At 68.2% G+C, this 16053-nt stretch carries 15 protein-coding genes; 10 read left to right on the plus strand and 5 right to left on the minus strand.

Annotation, left to right across the window (positions count from 1 at the left end):
• Positions 1–26: 26 nt before the first annotated feature.
• Both RO07_RS18170 and RO07_RS18175 read right to left on the minus strand, forming a co-directional pair.
• Positions 27–695 carry a cysteine dioxygenase family protein gene (locus RO07_RS18170; RefSeq protein ID WP_084072685.1) on the minus strand — a complete coding sequence of 223 codons (669 nt, stop codon included), beginning with the start codon at positions 693–695 and terminating at the stop codon, positions 27–29.
• Complete coding sequence (locus RO07_RS18175; protein ID WP_039404645.1) at positions 692–1930, minus strand: acyl-CoA dehydrogenase family protein; 1239 nt, start codon at positions 1928–1930, stop codon at positions 692–694. Before RO07_RS18175 ends, RO07_RS18170 begins: the two co-directional genes overlap by 4 nt.
• 387 nt (positions 1931–2317) lie before the next feature.
• Between RO07_RS18175 and RO07_RS18180 the strand changes: the two genes are divergently transcribed.
• From RO07_RS18180 to RO07_RS18210, 7 genes are all read left to right on the plus strand, one after another.
• A complete protein-coding gene (locus tag RO07_RS18180; RefSeq protein WP_039404646.1) occupies positions 2318–3415 on the plus strand; it encodes an LLM class flavin-dependent oxidoreductase in 1098 nt (365 codons plus the stop codon).
• Between the two features lie 33 nt (positions 3416–3448).
• Positions 3449–4321 carry a class II aldolase/adducin family protein gene (locus RO07_RS18185; protein ID WP_039404647.1) on the plus strand — a complete coding sequence of 291 codons (873 nt, stop codon included), beginning with the start codon at positions 3449–3451 and terminating at the stop codon, positions 4319–4321.
• Positions 4322–4364: 43 nt separating this feature from the next.
• Positions 4365–5420 carry an ABC transporter substrate-binding protein gene (locus RO07_RS18190; protein ID WP_039404649.1) on the plus strand — a complete coding sequence of 352 codons (1056 nt, stop codon included), beginning with the start codon at positions 4365–4367 and terminating at the stop codon, positions 5418–5420.
• Positions 5421–5426: 6 nt separating this feature from the next.
• On the plus strand, positions 5427–6557 hold the full coding sequence (locus RO07_RS18195) for an ABC transporter permease (RefSeq protein ID WP_237171289.1): 1131 nt from the start codon (positions 5427–5429) through the stop codon (positions 6555–6557).
• Positions 6551–7432, plus strand: coding sequence for an ABC transporter ATP-binding protein (locus tag RO07_RS18200; protein WP_039404651.1), 882 nt, complete (start codon positions 6551–6553; stop codon positions 7430–7432). The genes RO07_RS18195 and RO07_RS18200 overlap by 7 nt, the downstream gene beginning before the upstream one ends.
• Before the next feature lie 90 nt (positions 7433–7522).
• Entirely contained in the window at positions 7523–8773 is a 1251-nt protein-coding gene (locus tag RO07_RS18205; RefSeq protein WP_039404653.1) for a c-type cytochrome, read from the plus strand.
• A 48-nt stretch (positions 8774–8821) separates the two neighbouring features.
• On the plus strand, positions 8822–9790 hold the full coding sequence (locus RO07_RS18210) for an ABC transporter substrate-binding protein (RefSeq protein WP_039404655.1): 969 nt from the start codon (positions 8822–8824) through the stop codon (positions 9788–9790).
• Positions 9791–9859: 69 nt separating this feature from the next.
• Here RO07_RS18210 and RO07_RS18215 read toward each other — a convergent pair whose 3' ends face one another.
• A complete protein-coding gene (locus tag RO07_RS18215) occupies positions 9860–10549 on the minus strand; it encodes a TetR/AcrR family transcriptional regulator (protein ID WP_072637093.1) in 690 nt (229 codons plus the stop codon).
• A 175-nt stretch (positions 10550–10724) separates the two neighbouring features.
• On the opposite strand from RO07_RS18215, the gene RO07_RS18220 reads away from it, so the two are divergent.
• The 3 genes from RO07_RS18220 to RO07_RS18230 all read left to right on the plus strand — a co-directional run bounded on the left by RO07_RS18220 (position 10725) and on the right by RO07_RS18230 (position 13358).
• Positions 10725–12251, plus strand: coding sequence for an MFS transporter (locus RO07_RS18220; protein WP_039404658.1), 1527 nt, complete (start codon positions 10725–10727; stop codon positions 12249–12251).
• A 119-nt stretch (positions 12252–12370) separates the two neighbouring features.
• Complete coding sequence (locus RO07_RS18225) at positions 12371–13039, plus strand: LysE family translocator (protein ID WP_039404661.1); 669 nt, start codon at positions 12371–12373, stop codon at positions 13037–13039.
• A gap of 76 nt (positions 13040–13115) precedes the next feature.
• The gene (locus tag RO07_RS18230; RefSeq protein WP_039404663.1) at positions 13116–13358 is read left to right on the plus strand and encodes a DUF3820 family protein; all 243 of its coding nucleotides are present in this window, start codon (positions 13116–13118) and stop codon (positions 13356–13358) included.
• 51 nt (positions 13359–13409) lie between these two features.
• On the opposite strand, the gene RO07_RS18235 is transcribed toward RO07_RS18230, so the two are convergent.
• Together RO07_RS18235 and RO07_RS18240 are read right to left on the minus strand one after the other, a co-directional pair.
• The gene (locus tag RO07_RS18235) at positions 13410–14939 is read right to left on the minus strand and encodes an amidase (RefSeq protein ID WP_084072687.1); all 1530 of its coding nucleotides are present in this window, start codon (positions 14937–14939) and stop codon (positions 13410–13412) included.
• A 133-nt stretch (positions 14940–15072) separates the two neighbouring features.
• Positions 15073–15906, minus strand: a complete 834-nt coding sequence (locus tag RO07_RS18240; RefSeq protein ID WP_039404665.1) for a substrate-binding domain-containing protein — start codon at positions 15904–15906, stop codon at positions 15073–15075.
• Positions 15907–16053 lie beyond the last annotated feature (147 nt).

The following is a 16053-nucleotide window of genomic DNA, read 5'->3' on the forward strand; positions in this document are numbered from 1 at the left end:
TGCGCTGCGGCAGGCGTCGCGCTTCGTCAGACGCGCGGCACCGCACGTCCCCAGGGATTCGGCAAGCGCGCATTGGCGTAACCGGAGACGAACCCCTTGCGCTCGCCGGCTTCGGTGAACACGCTGCGATGCACCGCGCCGATGTTCGCGCCGTACACGTGAATGCTCACGCTGACACGGTCGTCATGGGCATTGCTCACGCGATGGATGTCGCCCAGACGCGGCGAAAGCACCTCGACGTCGCCCGGCACAAGCCGCACCGGCTCGCCCGCAACGACGGGCACGCCCTGCGCGTCGAGCACGTAGGGCTGCGAATCCTCCGCACCGCGCAACATGCCGATCAGCCCCCATACGGTGTGATCGTGTATCGGCGTACGCTGCCCCGGCCCCCACACGAAGCTCACGATGGAAAAACGCTGCGCCGAATCGCAATGCAGCAGATATTGCTGGTAGTGCTCGGGATGGGGTTGCGCGAAGGCGTCGGGCAACCAGTCGTCGCGCGCCACCAACTGGGCGAGCAGCCCCGCGCCTTCTTCGAGCAATGTGCTCTCGTGCGGACGACGCTCCAGCAGCCGCGAAAACGCCGCGACGAAGGTGCGCAACGGATCGAGTGCGTCGTAATCGTGCTCGGACAGATCGTGCCGGGTCGTGGCCGGCGCCACGCCCTCTGGAATTGCGGTGATGCCAACGGTCATACGGATTCCCGAAAAGCAGCGAGCGCGCGCCGGCCGGCCGCGCCCAGGATGGTGTCGTTCTGCGGCGTGTGGATGCGGCTGCACAGCACGTCGCGATGGTGGCGCTCGAGCGGATTGTTGCGCGAAAGCCCATGGTTGCCCGAGAGCTGCAAGGCCAGTTCGAGCACGCGAATGGCATTGCCCGTCACGGTGAACTTGAGCGCGCCGCTGGCGATGTCGTCGTCGGGCGTGCCCGCGTCGGCCGCCTGGGCCGCGGCATCGAGCAGACGCTGATTGACGTGCAGCAGCGCGGCAATCTCGCCGACCGTCTCCTGCACCCGCGCCACGCTCGCGAGCGGCGCGCCAAGATTGCCCGGCACCCGTGTGTTCAGGAAGGCGACGAGCCAGTCGACGCCCGCCCGCGCCACCGCGTCGTAGAGCGTGCCGAGCAGCACGCTCATCCACGCCTGCTGTTCGATGTGCGCATCGTTGTCGCGCTGGCCGATGCCCGCGGGCGCCCACTCGTGCAACGGACGGATGTCGACGGCATTGCCGAACGGCAGATCGACGTCTTCGAGGATGACCTCGTGACTACCCGACGCGCGCAACCCCAGATGATCCCAGTTCGGCACGACGCGAATGCCCGGACGATCGGGCGTGTCGCGCGAACCGTCCGGCCGCGGCACGAGGAAGACGCCGACGCGCGGCTCCGGCTCGTCGGTGCGCGCCCACACGGACAGCCAGCGCAACGCGGGAATACCGGTGCAATAAAGCTTGCGACCCGACAGACGCCAGCCCGATGCCGTGCGACGCGCCACGGTCGACGGCAATCCGCCGCGCGCCGGCGTGCCGAGCTCCGGCTCCACACGCAGCGCATTGATGAGCGCCCCATCGCGCACCGCGCTCTCGAACACGGCGCGCCGCTGCGCCTCCGGCCAGCGCGTGCTTTCGCGCACGAGCGAGCGATGCTGCAGATACGTCATCGTCAACACGAGCGCCGTCGCCGACTCCCCGGCCGCCACGGCGCCGACGATGCGACGCGCGGTCGCCAGCCCGGCGCCGCCGCCACCGAGGTCACGTGGCACCACTTCGGCAATCAGTCCATGACGATGCAACAGCGCGAAATTCTCGAACGGGAAGCGCGCCTCGCGGTCGAGCGCGGCAGCCCCTTCGGCAAGAGCGCGCGTGATCGGGGCGAGCAAGGCGTCAAGTTGCGCGAGACGCGCCGGACCCTCCGCCCGCGGCAGCGCAAGCACCGCGCTGGTGCGCGCGACAGCGGATGACCCGAAACTCCTCGTCGAATCCGACGAATCGAATGACGCCGGTGATGCGGATGCCTCGGAGGACCGCGCCAAAGCGTCCAAAGCGCTGGGCGAGCTGAAAGAAGACATGATTTCTGGAATAAGCAAATACGCGCCAGGCGCCATGCGCCGGATTACGCAACGCCCATAGCGTAAGGCGCGGCGCGCATTCGCCCAACCATCCATATCGAATAATCTTTGCGAAAAAGATTATTTAACGGCCGAAGATTGTTTGCGTAGGCTCACTCCCGTTCACCGTCTGTTCCGATCGATGGGCGTGTAGCGCAAACCGACCCACGTCGCCGTGCACGCGTCCCCTACCCCACATCAAGGAGAGCGTTCATGAGCGTCGAGATCATCGGCATGATTCAAAGCAGCAAGCAATCCGAAATACATCCGCAGAAGGGCCCCGCGGTCGATCGCGACTACGTGCGCAACTTCGCCCGCGCTCACGAGCAGTCCGGCTTCGACCGAATTCTCGTGCCGCACCATTCCACCAGTCCGTCGGCCACGCTCACGATCGCCTACGCGTCGACCGTGACCGAGAACATCCATTTCATGCTCGCTCACCGTCCGGGCTTCGTCGCACCGACGCTCGCCGCACGCCAGATCGCCACGCTCGACCAGTTCAGCGGCGGACGTCTGGGGGTTCACTTCATCTCGGGCGGTTCCGACGACGAGCAGGCCCGCGACGGCGACTTCCTCTCGCACGACGAGCGCTACGCGCGCACCGACGAGTACCTGGGCATCCTGCGCCGTATCTGGACGGAAAACGAACCGTTCGATCACGACGGCAAGTACTACCGCTTCAAGCAAGGCTTCTCCGAGGTCAAGCCAGTGCAGCAGCCGCACGTACCGATCTTCTTCGGCGGTGCGTCGGAAGCCGCGCTCGAAGTCGCGGCCAGGCATGCCGACATCTATGCGCTGTGGGGCGAATCGCTCGCCCAGGTACGCGAACTCACCACGCGCGTGCGCGCCGCGGCCGCCGTGCATGGCCGCGTGCCGCGCTTCTCGGTGTCGTTCCGCCCGATCCTGGCGGAGACGGAGGAAAAGGCCTGGGCGCGCGCGGACCAGATCCTCGCGCAAGCCAAGGCCATTCGCGAAGCGGCCGGCCTGCCGCAAGGCTCGGCCCTGCAAAGCGAAGGCGCGCGACGTCTGCTCGCGGCCGCCGACAAGGGCGCGCGCCTGGACAAGGTGTTGTGGACGGAGATCGCCAAGCTCATCGGCGGGCGTTCGAACTCGACGGCGCTCGTCGGCACGCCCGAGCAGGTCGCCGACGCCCTGCTCGACTACTACGACCTGGGCGTGAGCACGTTCCTCATTCGCGGCTTCGATCCGCTGGGCGACGCCATCGACTACGGGCGCGAACTGATCCCGCGCCTGCGCACGCTGGTCGCCGAGCGCGATCGCCGGAACGACGCCGCGCGCCGCGCCGCCTGACCCCCGCGTCTTCGCTTCCAAGGAGAATCCGTCATGGCCGCCGTTCTGCCCATCGACACGCAAACGCCCACCGCGCCTCACCCGACGCGCACCACGCCGACCGGGCTCGTACTCAACGCCGCCCCGCGGCAACGCTTCTGGTTCGATCCCCCGCCCGTGCGCAGCGACGTGCTCGCCGAGCGCCGCCATCGTCAGACGCGTCTTGCCGCCGCCTTCCGCATCTTCGCGCGCCATGGCTTCGACCTCGGTCTGGCCGGGCACATCACCGCGCGCGACCCGGAGTTGCCCGATCACTTCTGGGTCAATCCGCTCGGCGTGCACTTCTCGCGCATCAAGGTCTCCGACCTGCTGCTCGTGAACAGCAAGGGCGAGACGGTCGTCGGCGACAGGCCGCTGAACAAGGCGGCCTTCGCGATTCACGCGGCGATCCACGAAGCGCATCCGCATCTCGTGGCCGCCGCACACACGCACTCGACCTACGGCAAGGCATGGTCGACGCTGGGCCGTGCGCTCGACCCGCTCACGCAGGATTCGTGCGGGTTCTTCGAAGACCATGCGCTCTTCGACGACTTCACCGGCATGGTGGTCGACGACAGCGAAGGCCAGCGCATTGCGAACGCGCTGCGCAAACCCGACGGCAGCGGCACCGTCAAGGGCGCCATCCTGAAGAACCACGGCATTCTCACCGCCGGACCGACCGTGGAGGCCGCGGCGTGGTGGTACATCGCGCTGGAGAACGCCGCGCACACGCAACTGCTGGCCGAAGCCGCCGGCACGCCGCAACCGATCGACGAGGCGACCGCCCGCCACACGCACGGCCAGGTCGGCGGCCCCGAAGGCGCGCTGTATTCGTTCGAGAGTCTGTACGAAGGGCTCGTCGAGGCCGAACCCGATCTGCTCGACTGACTGCCGACCCACAACCATCAAAAAGCCAAGGGGAGTCGTATCCATGAAGTTCCGCCACACCGCCAAGTCATCCCACATCGCGCCGGACAGCCCGACCGCCCAAGACGTTCACGCCGGGCGCCGCAAGGTGCTGCGCGCCGGCACGGCGGCCGCCCTCGCAGCGCCCGCGCTGCTGCTCGGCCGTCGCGCCTGGTCCCAGCCGCGCAAGCTCACCTTCGCCTGGAACCAGAACTCGTTCTGCCTCACGCCCATCGTGGCCGCACAGGAGCGCGGCTTCTTCGAGAAGAACGGCCTGCAGGTCGATCTGATCAACTACAGCGGCTCGACCGACCAGTTGCTCGAATCGATCGCCACCGGCAAGGCCGACGCCGCCGTGGGCATGATCCACCGCTGGCTCAAGCCGCTCGAAGCGGGTTTCGACGTGAAGATCATCGGCAGCTCGCACGGCGGCTGCGTGCGACTGCTCGGCGCCAAGGCGGCCGGCGTGACCACGCTCGCGTCGCTCAAGGGCAAGACCATCGGCGTGTCCGATCTCGCCGCTCCCGGCAAGCACTTCTTCCAGATCCTGCTCTCGAAGCACGGCATCGACGCCGATCGCGACGTCACATGGCGTCAGTACCCGGCGGACCTGCTCGGGGTGGCCGTCGACAAGGGCGAGATCCAGGCCATCGCCGACGGCGATCCGAATCTGTACCTGCTGGAAAAGCGCACCAACGGCGCCTACGTGGAGCTGGCCACCAACCTCACCGGCGAATACGCACGCAAGGTGTGCTGCGTGATCGGCGCGCGCGGCGAACTGGTGCGCAACGACCGGGCGGCGGCCAGCGCCCTCGCACGCTCGATCGTGCAGGCGACCGACTTCGTCAACGAGAACCCGAACGAGGCGGCGAAGATCTTCGCCAAGTACTCGCCGAAGATCAGCCCGGAAGATCTGCGCAAGCTCTACGCGACCCTCACCTACACCCATCATCCGACCGGCGTGGATCTGCGCGACGAGATCGCATTCTTCGCCGACGACTTCCGGCGTATCGGCGTGCTAAAGAAGACGACCGATCCGCAGAAACTGGCGCAGCACGTCTACGCCAACGTCCTGGGATAAACGACCATGAGTGCCATTCTCGATAACGCTGCGCTGCGCGGCACCTCGCCCGTCGCCGCGCTGGAACTCGCGGAGCAGGTCGACGGCGCCACGCTGCGCACGCACGCCGCCGCACCGGTGCCCCGCTTCGACGAGACGGAAATCGATCAGCTGTTCGCCGCACCGCGCACGCCGCCCTTGTGGGGCGTGGGCTTCGCCGCCGCGCTGGCGTGGGCCGCGCTCGGCGCGCTCACGCTGCGCTGGCCCAACAAGGTCGTCGGCTTCGCGGACTGGGCCTTCACCGATGAGTTGGGGGTCGTCGCGCTGGTTGTCGCCGCGGCGCTGGCCGTGCTCTCCGTAGCCGGACGCGCCACCCCGCCCCTGCTCCGTGCACGCCAGACGCTTACCGGTGCGGGCCCGTGGCTGGTGGCGATCGCACTCGGCCTGGCCGCCTGGGAGATTCTCACGGCCAAGACCGGCACGCTGCCCACGCCGTTCTTCGCCCCGCCGCAAGCACTCATCGAGGTCTACACCGACGACTGGCGGCGCCTCGGCGACAGCGCCGTGAACACGCTCAGGCTGCTGGGCATCGGCTTCGGGCTCGGCGCCGCCGCCGGCTTTCTGATCGGCGTCTCGATCGGCTGGTCGCGCGCCATCGGCTACTGGGTACACCCGGTCCTGCGCGTGCTCGGCCCGGTGCCCGCCACCGCGCTGCTGCCGCTCACGTTCTACTTCTTCCCGTCGAGCTACTCGGCAGCGGCCTTTCTCATCGCCTTGTCGACGGCGTTTCCCGTGGCGGTGCTCACGTGGTCCGGCGTCGCGAGCGTGAACAAGAGCTACTACGACGTGGCGCGCACGCTCGGTGCGTCGGACGCGTTCCTCGTACTCCGCGTCGCGATTCCCGCCGCCCTGCCCAACGTCTTCGTCGGCCTGTTCATGGGCCTCGGCGCATCGTTCTCCGTGCTCGTCACCGCCGAGATGATGGGCGTGAAGTCCGGCCTCGGCTGGTACCTCACATGGGCGCAGGGCTGGGCCTCGTACGTGAACATGTACGCCGCACTGATCGTCATGGCGCTGTTGTTCTCGGGCGTCATCACCCTGCTCTTCACCGTTCGCGATCGCGCGCTCGCCTGGCAGAAAGGAACCGTCAAATGGTAAGTCCGGCCACCTCCCATGCCTCGCTCGACGACGCCCCGCCCTTGACGACGCAGGCGGTGACAGCCGCAGGCGACAACCGCGTCAGCCCGGACCCCAGTCCCCGCGTCAGCGCCAACGACAGTGGTGCGCGGATCGACATTCGCGGCGTGAGCCATTGGTTCGGCACGCGCCAATCGCCGCTGCAGGTGCTCGACGGCGTCGATCTGAGCGTCGCCCCCGGCGAATTCGTGGCGCTGCTCGGCCCGAGCGGCTGCGGCAAGTCCACGCTGCTGCGTCTCGTGGCCGGACTGGAGACGGCCACGCGCGGCACGATCGCGCAGGACGGCACCGACATCACGCGTCCCGATCCGTCGCGCATCGTGGTGTTTCAGGATCCGACGCTGTACCCATGGCGCCGCGTACGCGAGAACGTCGCGCTCGGCCTTCAGGCGCGCGGCGTGCTCGCCAAGGAGCGTCAGCGCGTGGATGCGGCGCTTGCCCGCGTGGGACTCTCGGAGTTCGCCGACGCCTTCCCGCATCAGCTCTCCGGCGGCATGGCGCAGCGCGCGGCGCTCGCGCGCGCGCTGGTCAACGATCCGCGCCTGCTGGTACTCGACGAACCGCTCGGCAAGCTCGATTCGCTCACGCGGCTGGCGATGCAAAGCGAGTTGGTCGATCTGTGGCAGCGCGCCGGCTTTTCCGCGCTGCTCGTCACGCACGACGTCGAAGAGGCGCTTTTCCTCGCACAACGCGTGATCGTGTTCAGCCCGCGTCCGGCCCGCATCGTCGCGGAACTGCGCGTCGATCTGCCGTATCCGCGCCATCGCGGCGATACGCGCCTCACCGAACTGCGCCACGAAGCACTGCGACACCTGGGGCTCGATGCAAGCTGGTGAACGTATGGCGGGCGTCGTGGTTCTGGTGAAGCTTCTTGACGCGGTATCGCGTCGACGCACGTCATCGGGCTCGTTCGGGGAACGGGTGCGATGACGTTGCCTCCGACGCATTGGTGGCTCAACGCCCTGCTGCAAGCGCTGCAATCCGTTCAGGCCGTCGGGCTCCATGCGCTCTACGCGCTGGGCCTCACCGACGATTCGCACGGCGCGCCGGCGTGGCCGTGGAGCGCTCGCATCGCGGGCGAAAACCTGGTGATCGACGTCGCGCTCGCGCGGCAGTTCGCGTGGATGCTCGCCGCCCTCGCATTCGCCTTCGCCTGCGTGCTGCTGGCGCTGATATGGCGTCGCGCATGGCGCTGGCTGCTGGGGGCGGCGGTCCTTGCTCTCGCGGTCGCGCCGTGGCCGTCGCCATCGCTGTGGCTGAGCGCGGCGGTGCCGACCAGCTTCCACACCAATCCGAACGGCTTCACGGTGCAGAGCATCGCGCGCGGCGAACGCGTGTATGCGGCGAACTGCGTCGCCTGCCACGGCGTCGACGGGCGCGGCGAAGGACCGCTCGCGTCCACACTGCGTCGCTGGCCGCCGACGATGGCGAGCGCGCTGCTCAGCCGTCGCGCCGACGGCGAACTCTTCTGGCACGTGCTGTACGGCATGCGCGACGCGCAAGGGATGACCATGCCCGGCTTCGCGGGCCGCCTGAGCGACCGCGAGATCTGGTCCACCCTCGATTACATGCGGGTGCTGTCCGCGTCGGCCGGCATGGCCGCGGGCGGCAGTTGGCCTGTGCCGGTGGCGCTTCCGTCGCTCGCCGTCAGGTGCGGCAATGCGCCGGCGCGCGACATCGCCGACTGGCGCGGACGTCAACGCGTGCGGATCGTGGCGGTGGACGCCGCCCATCCGCCGCCATTCGAAGACCCTCGCTTCCTGACACTGCTATTGAAACGCGACGCCGCGGCGCTCGACCCGGCGCTACGGACTGCGTCGGCGCCGCGTGCGCTGCGCGTGAAAGCGTCCGTCACGAACCTGCTCGGCGAGCGCGCCGGCTGCGTGGCCGACGCACCTCAAGCGTGGGCCGTCTTCGCGCAGATCGCCGGACAGTCCCCCTCGGCGCTCGCGGGCACCGAATGGCTTGCCGATCGCGACGGCTGGCTGCGCGCGCTCGCACCGGCGGGCCGTCGCGGCTGGGCCGATGGCGGCCTGATGTGCACGACGACGACCGCCCTGCCCGACGCCGCCGACAGCGGTGCGACGCAAGCACGCCGTGCCGATCCCCTCACCGCCACGCTGCGCCAGATGGACGACGACCCCGTGCGCTTCGTCAAGGGCGGCTTCGTCCACTGAACACGCATATCGTCCCCTCCTTTTTTCAATCCACGACAGGCTTTCATCATGACGATTTCCCGACGCCGCTTCCTCCAGTACGTCACGACTTCGAGCGCGGCGGGTGCGCTGACCACACTCGTCGCGCCCGGCGTCTCGCTGGCGCAATCGGGCCGACCGGTGCTCAAGGCCGGCGACCAGAAAGGCGGTCTGCGCGCGCTGCTCGAAGCAGCCGACGCGCTGCGGCAACTGCCCTACGACATCCAGTGGACCGAGTTTCCGGCCGCGGCCCCCCTGGCCGAAGCGCTCAATGCCGGTGCGGTCGATTGCGGTCCCATCGGCGACGCACCGATGATCTTTGCGTTGTCCGCGGGCGCGGCCATCAAGATCATCGGCGCGAACCGCTCGGACGCCTACGGGACGGCCGTCATCGTGCGGCCCGACGCGACGCTGCGCACGGCCGCCGATCTCAAGGGCAGGAACGTCGGCACCACGCGCGGCTCCATCGGCCACTTCGTGACGCTCAAGGCGATCACCGCCGCCGGACTCACGCCGGCGGACGTGAATTTCCGCTTCCTGCCGCCCGCCGACACGATTACGGCCCTGGCGAGCGGATCGGTCGACGCCTGGGCGACCTGGGAACCCTACACGGCCGTGGCGGAGACCACGGGGCGCGGTCGCGTGCTGGTCAATGGCCGGGGGTTGTGGTCGGGGCTGAGCTATCTGGCGGCCACGGATGCGGCGATCGCCGCCAAGCCGGAGATCCTGCGCGACTTCCTCGCGCGGGTCGTGCGGGCGCAAGCCTGGTCGTATCAGCATGTGGATGCGTTTTCGGCCGCCATGGCGCGCATCATAGGCATCCCGCCCGAAGCGGCCAGGCTGCAGTTTTCGCGACGCGCGACGAAATGGCGCAACATCGACGGCGCCCTCGTCGCCGAACAGCAGCGCACCGCCGACTTCTATTCGCAAGTGGGATTGCTGCGTCAGCCGCTCGACGTGAAGCCGACGTTCGACCGACGCTTTCCTATCGAAGTGTGAACCGGCGCGACGCATACGTCGGCGCACAGGACGGTACGGTGGATGCCGGGCGGCCGCCACGTCGCCCCGTCAAGCCGAACGCCCGCGGGACCGCGCGTCCTTCGGCGATTCGGCGGCGGAGGCCGGAACGTTCCCGACGTCGACCATGCGCAGACACGCTTGCGTCACCGCATCGATGAACGCCTCGTGACGATGGCGGGGCATGCCGATCAGTTCGTCCGTGGCCCCGTGCACGCCGGAGTAAAGGATGAGCGCGAGCACACGCGGCGGTGACGAGCGCCACGCCCCGGCGGCCTCGCCTTGCGTCAGTATGTCCGTCAGTTGCTCGAGAATCGCATTGCGCTCCGCGTTGGTGCGGTCGTAATGATGGTGGCTCGCATAGACCATGTCGTGCGTGCGATGCGTCGCAACGTACGTCTGCATCGTCGTGCGGATCCACACGCGCAGCCGCTGCGGCCAGTCGTCAGGCGCACACGCCCGCACCGCCGACTCCAGTTGCGCCAGGAACTGCCGCGTGTAGCGCGTCTTGAGCGCTTCGAGCATGTCGGTCTTCGACGCGAAGTAATGATAGAACGTCCCCTTCGCGACCTTCGCACGCTCGGTGATTTCGCTCACGGTCGCGGCATCGACGCCCTTCTCCAGAAACAGCGCCTCGGCCGCCGCCATCAACTCTTCCAGACGGACTTCCGCCGGTTTTGTACGCGGCGCACTTGATGCATTAGACGCGGCAGCCTTCTTCACCGGTGTGTTCGATCGCATCCCGACTCTCATTGAAGCGAATTGGCAAGGTCGACAGTGTAACGGCTGACGCCACGAAGCCACTTCGACCCTGAGCACCAACGTGCTCAAACTCGGCTTGAAATTCCCATTGACCGACGGTCAGTCAAAACATTAAGATGAGAACCATTCTCAACACGACCCTCGGGGGTTCGTCATGTCATCGTCCCGCCGTCGCGCACTGGTGTGTGCGGCTTACCTCGGTACATTCCTCGCCTCGCTCGACATCAGCATCGTCAACGTTGCGCTGCCGACGCTCCAGGTCGCCCTCCACACCGACATGGCCGGCCTGCAATGGGTGATCAACGCCTATGCCATCGCCATCTCGGCGTTCATGCTGAGCGCCGGCCCGCTCGGCGACCGCTATGGGCACAAACCGATCTGGCTCGCGAGCGTTGCGTTTTTCACGGCCGGTTCCGCCCTGTGCGCGGTGGCCGGTCAACTCGACACCCTGCTCGCCGGACGCGCGATCCAGGGCGTGGCCGGAGCGTTGCTCATTCCCAGCGCGATGCCGATCCTCACCCAAGCCTTCCCGGACGCCCGGGAACGGGCGCGGGTCATCGGCGGCTGGTCCGCCTTCAGCGCGCTGGCGCTGGTTCTCGGCCCGATCTCCGGCGGTCTGCTCATCGAGCATCTGGGCTGGCAGAGCATCTTCCTCGTCAATCTGCCGTTGGGCGCGGTGGCGCTGGCGCTCGGCATGTTCGGCATTCCGGGCGGCACTCATGGGCACCGGGGCGTGTTCGATCCGGCCGGCCAATGCCTGAGCGTGGTCTGGCTCGGCGCGATGACCTATGGATTGATTCGCATGGGCGAGCCGGACGCCGCACCCGAAGCGCTCGCGCCGATCTTCGGCGTGGCGTTCGCGGCGCTCGCCTTGTTCGTCTGGGTGGAGCGCCGCGTCGCGCGCCCGCTGCTGCCCGTATCGATGCTGCGCGAGGCGCGCATGCGTCTGGCCAACGTGGCATCCTTCACGCTGGGCTTCTCGGGCTACGCCAGCCTGTTCTTCCTCTCGCTGTTCCTGCAGCAAGCCCAGGGCCACCCCCCCGCCCAGGCGGGCTGGCAACTGATGCCGCAATTTCTGACGATGGGCGTCACCTCGCTGCTCTTCGGCCGCATCGCGCATCGCGCAGCGCTCGGCACCCTGATAGTGGCGGGCTATGCCGCCATCGGTCTCACCCTGTGCGCGATGACGGCCTTCACCGCCGGCACGCCGTATTGGGTTGTCGGCGCGGCATTCGCAGGACTCGGACTGGGCATGGGGCTCGCCGTGCCCGGCACCGGCATGATGGTGATGAATCTGGCGCCCGCCGCGCAAACCGGCATGGCCTCCGCCACGATGAACGCCCTCCGGCAAACCGGCATGACGATGGGCATCGCCCTGCTCGGCAGTGTGATGAACCTCCGCGCGGCGCAGGACCTGACCGCAACGGCCCGCACGCACGGCGTGACGCACGCGCCGGCGTTCGCACACACCGCAATCTCCGGGCACATGCTCGATCCGGCGCTCACGTGGCTGCCGGATGCCTATCGCCACGCCAGGGCCCAAGGCTTCGCGCTGGCAACGCTGGGCGGCGGGCTGGCCTGCACGGTCATCGCCGCGCTGCTGTACCGGCAGCACGCCCGGTACGCGCGAGACGCCCGTCCGAGCGCGGCCACGCAGACAACTGGCTCGGCCGGAAAGTGAAAAAGTGTCCATGGCGTCGCGCGCCCGCAATGGCGACACTGCGTTGATCCAGGCGGAGCATGGCCGCCCATGCGTTGTGCTCGTTCCATGCTCGCCCATCCCCGCGCAAGAGACTCGTCATGACGGCCAGCCATTTCCTGTCGGCACATCTGCTCATCGCCTACACCGCGTATTTCGTCGGCACGGCGAGCCCCGGTCCCAGCAATCTGGCGATCATGTCCATCGCGGCGAATCACGGCCGCAAGCCTGCGCTGACGTTCGCCCTCGGAGTGATATCCGGCTCGCTGTTCTGGGCGATAGTCGCCATGCTCGGCGTCTCGGCCACGCTGCTCGCTTACTCGCACTTCCTCGTCGCGATCAAGCTCTTCGGGGGCGCCTATCTGCTGTGGCTGGCGTTCAAGTCGGGACGCGCGGCGCTACGGCCCTCGAATCCCGCGGATCGGAACGGCGCCACGTCGGCGTTTCCCGCGGACGCCGACGGCACGCTGTCACTGCGCCGCCTGTATCTTCGCGGCGCGCTGCTTCATCTGACCAACCCCAAGGCCGTGCTGGTCTGGATGTCGATCGTCGCACTCTCGTCGGGGCCGGACGGTGCAATGCCCACCCTCGTGGTGCCCGGCTGTGCCGCCATCGGCATGGCGGTATTCTGCGGCTACGCCGTCCTGTTCTCGACACGCGCGGCGAGACGCCTCTATCTGCGCGTGCGCCGATGGCTCGACGGGTGTCTCGCCGTGGTGTTCGGCGTGGCCGGCTGGCAGTTGCTCATCTCCCGCACCTCGGCAAGCTGAGCGCGCACGCCGCCGTCGTGTGGTAGCGTGACGCCTCTGCCTGTCAATCCGTGGCGCGCCCACGCGCCCGTTCGCCATGCTCGACTTCGACGCCGACGCGCTGATGCGTCTCGTGACCACTCCCATGCCGTTCGGCAAGCACAAGGGCACGCTCATCGCCGATCTCCCCGGCAACTATCTGAGCTGGTTCGCTCGCGAGGGCTTTCCGCCGGGCGACATCGGCCGTCTGCTCGCGCTCATGCACGAGATCGATCACAACGCGCTGGGAGAGTTGCTGCGACCACTGCGCGCACAGGCGCAGGCCGCACGCCACCCGTGACGCCGCGGGCCGCGGCTTGCGCGAACGGCCCGCGGCACATCGACCGGCACATCACTCGGAGCCGAGCATCGGCGGCAGACGGCGGCGCACCCACTGCGTCTGCTGCTCGTGGGCATGCGCCAGTTGCAGAACCGCGAGATCCGCCTGGGCGGGGCCGATGATCTGCAGCCCCATCGGCAAGCCCCGCGCATCGAACCCGACCGGCACGCTGATCGCCGGCAAGCCGGCAAGCGTCGGCCCGATCACGACCTCCATCCAGCGGTGATACGTGTCCATCGGCCTGCCCGCCACCGAGGTCGGCCAATGCGTCTGCGCATCGAACGGAAAAACCTGCGCCGTCGGCATGAGCAGAAAGTCGTACCGCTCGAACAGACGCGCCAGCGCGCGATACCACTCGCTGCGATCGACGGACGCGCGAAACACGTCGGAGGCGCGCAGCGCTTCGCCGCCGGCCACTTCCCACCGCGCTTCGGGCTTGAGCTTGTCGCGCCGTGCCGGATCGGCATACATCTCCCCGAGCGAGCCGTTCACGAGCCAATGGCGCAGCGTGAGCCACGTGCGCCACAGCCGGTCCGGCGCGAAGTCGGGCCGGCAGGGCTCGACCTCGCAGCCGATCGCCGTGAAATCGTGCAGCGCCGCCTCGCACAACGCCATCACCCCCGCTTCCATCGGCAGATGCCCGCCGTAGTCGCCGAGCCAGCCCAGCCGCAAGCCCTTCACGTCACGCGGCAATGCGCTCGCGAAGGACGAGGTGTCCCGCGCGATCGAGAGCGGGCTGCGGGCGTCATAGCCCGCTTGCGTCGCCAGCAGTTGCGCGACGTCGGCGACCGTGCGTCCCATCGGTCCCTCGGTGCTCAATTGCTGCACGAAGAGTTCCGGGGTCGGGCCGTACGGCACACGCCCCTGCGACGGCCGGAAGCCGTACACGTTGCCGAACGCCGCCGGGTTGCGCAGCGACCCCATCATGTCGCTGCCGTCGGCGACCGGCAACAGGCGCAGCGCCAGCGCACTGCCCGCCCCGCCGCTGCTGCCGCCAGCGCTGCGCGTGGTGTCATAGGCGTTGCGCGTGATGCCGAAGACCGGGTTGTAGCTGTGAGAGCCCAGACCGAACTCGGAGATGTTGGTCTTGCCGATGAAGATCGCGCCAGCCCCGCGAATGCGCCCTACGCCGATGCTGTCCTGCGTGTCGGCCGCCGCGGACGTCAGCGGCGAGCCCTTGCGCGTAGGCAGTCCCGCGCAGGATGCGAAATCCTTCACCGCGTGCGGCATGCCGTGCATCCAGCCCAGATATCGGCCACTGGCGAGCTGACGGTCGCGCTCGTCGGCTTCCGCGAGCAACGCGTCGGCGTCGCGCAGCGATACGATCGCGTTGACGGCCGGGTTGTACCGCGCGATGTGCACGAGATAAGCCTGCATGACTTCGCGGCACGAAACGCGGCGTTCGCGGATCGCCTCGGACAGCGCGAGGGCGTCGAGCGCGACGATGTCGTTCAGCGAATTCGGGGATGTCGAGGATGTCGGGGAAGCGGCGGGCGGGAAGGCTGCGCTCGACTGAGCGGCCGGGGGCGGCGCGACGGCCATGTGTCTCTCTCCTTGGCGGTGGCGCCGGTCGTGTGCGACGCCGTTGTCTGACACGCCATTGTCGGTCAAACCCGCTGGCGACGCCGGAGGGAAATTAATTTTCCCGCCGGCGCCGCGTCATCATCGTCCCGGATCAGTGCGAGAGCGCGTCGAGTCCGGTGGACTCGACCTCCTTCGCGACCGCCGGCGCGGCCATGTACATCAGCAACTTCTTCGCTTCTTCGGGATGCGGCGCGTTCACCGGCACGCCGCCGGCGAAGCGCGTGACGGACTGCAACGACTCGGGAATCTTGCCCGCGAAGGCCACACCCTTGACCGGCAACAGTTCGCTCACCTGCTGCAGACCGAGTGCATAGTCGCCGGCGGCGACCTTCTCGGCAACCGGCGTCTTCTGCACCATCACGGCCTTGCCTTGCATCTGCTCGGCGATGCCCAGCTTCCTGAACAATTCCCGCTCGACGTACACACCGCTCGCGCTGTCCGAATAGGCGACCGATCTGGCGGCGAGGAGTGCGGCCTTGAGCTTTTCTGGCGTGCTCACGTCGGGCACCGCGTCGCCGGCCTTCACCACGACGCCGATGCGCGAGTCCGCCAGATCGACGCGCGAATCCGCGCGCACCTTGCCCGCCTTGATGAGATCGTCGAGCGCGTAGCCGACCATGATGACCGCGTCCGCGGGCTCGCCCCGTGCCAGACGGTTCGGGATGGTCTCGGGCGCCTTGCCCATCGACGGTCCCCACGCCGTCTCGACGTGGTCGCCGCTCGCCGCCTCGAACTTCGGCAGCAGCAACTTGTACGCCGCAGTAAAGCCGCCCGAGTTCATCACGCGCAGGTCTTCCGCATGGACGGGGGCGACGCCGAGCAGCGCGGCGGCCAGGAGGCCGGCGCCGAAGGCCGAGAAGGCCGAGAAGGCAACGAAGGGGCGCCGGGGGGCACGCGCGCGCGCCGGGGCAAAAATGGCTTTCATGGAGTTGTCTCGTCGATTGTGGTTTTCTGAAGCCGAAGACACGTCCGCACGGCGATACAGCGACACGACCATGCGAGCGGTCTGCGGCAACGCGATGAAGCAAAGACGCGCCCGTGCATGACGCGTCTCCCGGAAAGCGCTGTCGCG

It is taken from the genome of Pandoraea pulmonicola (assembly GCF_000815105.2).
Taxonomy (GTDB): domain Bacteria; phylum Pseudomonadota; class Gammaproteobacteria; order Burkholderiales; family Burkholderiaceae; genus Pandoraea; species Pandoraea pulmonicola.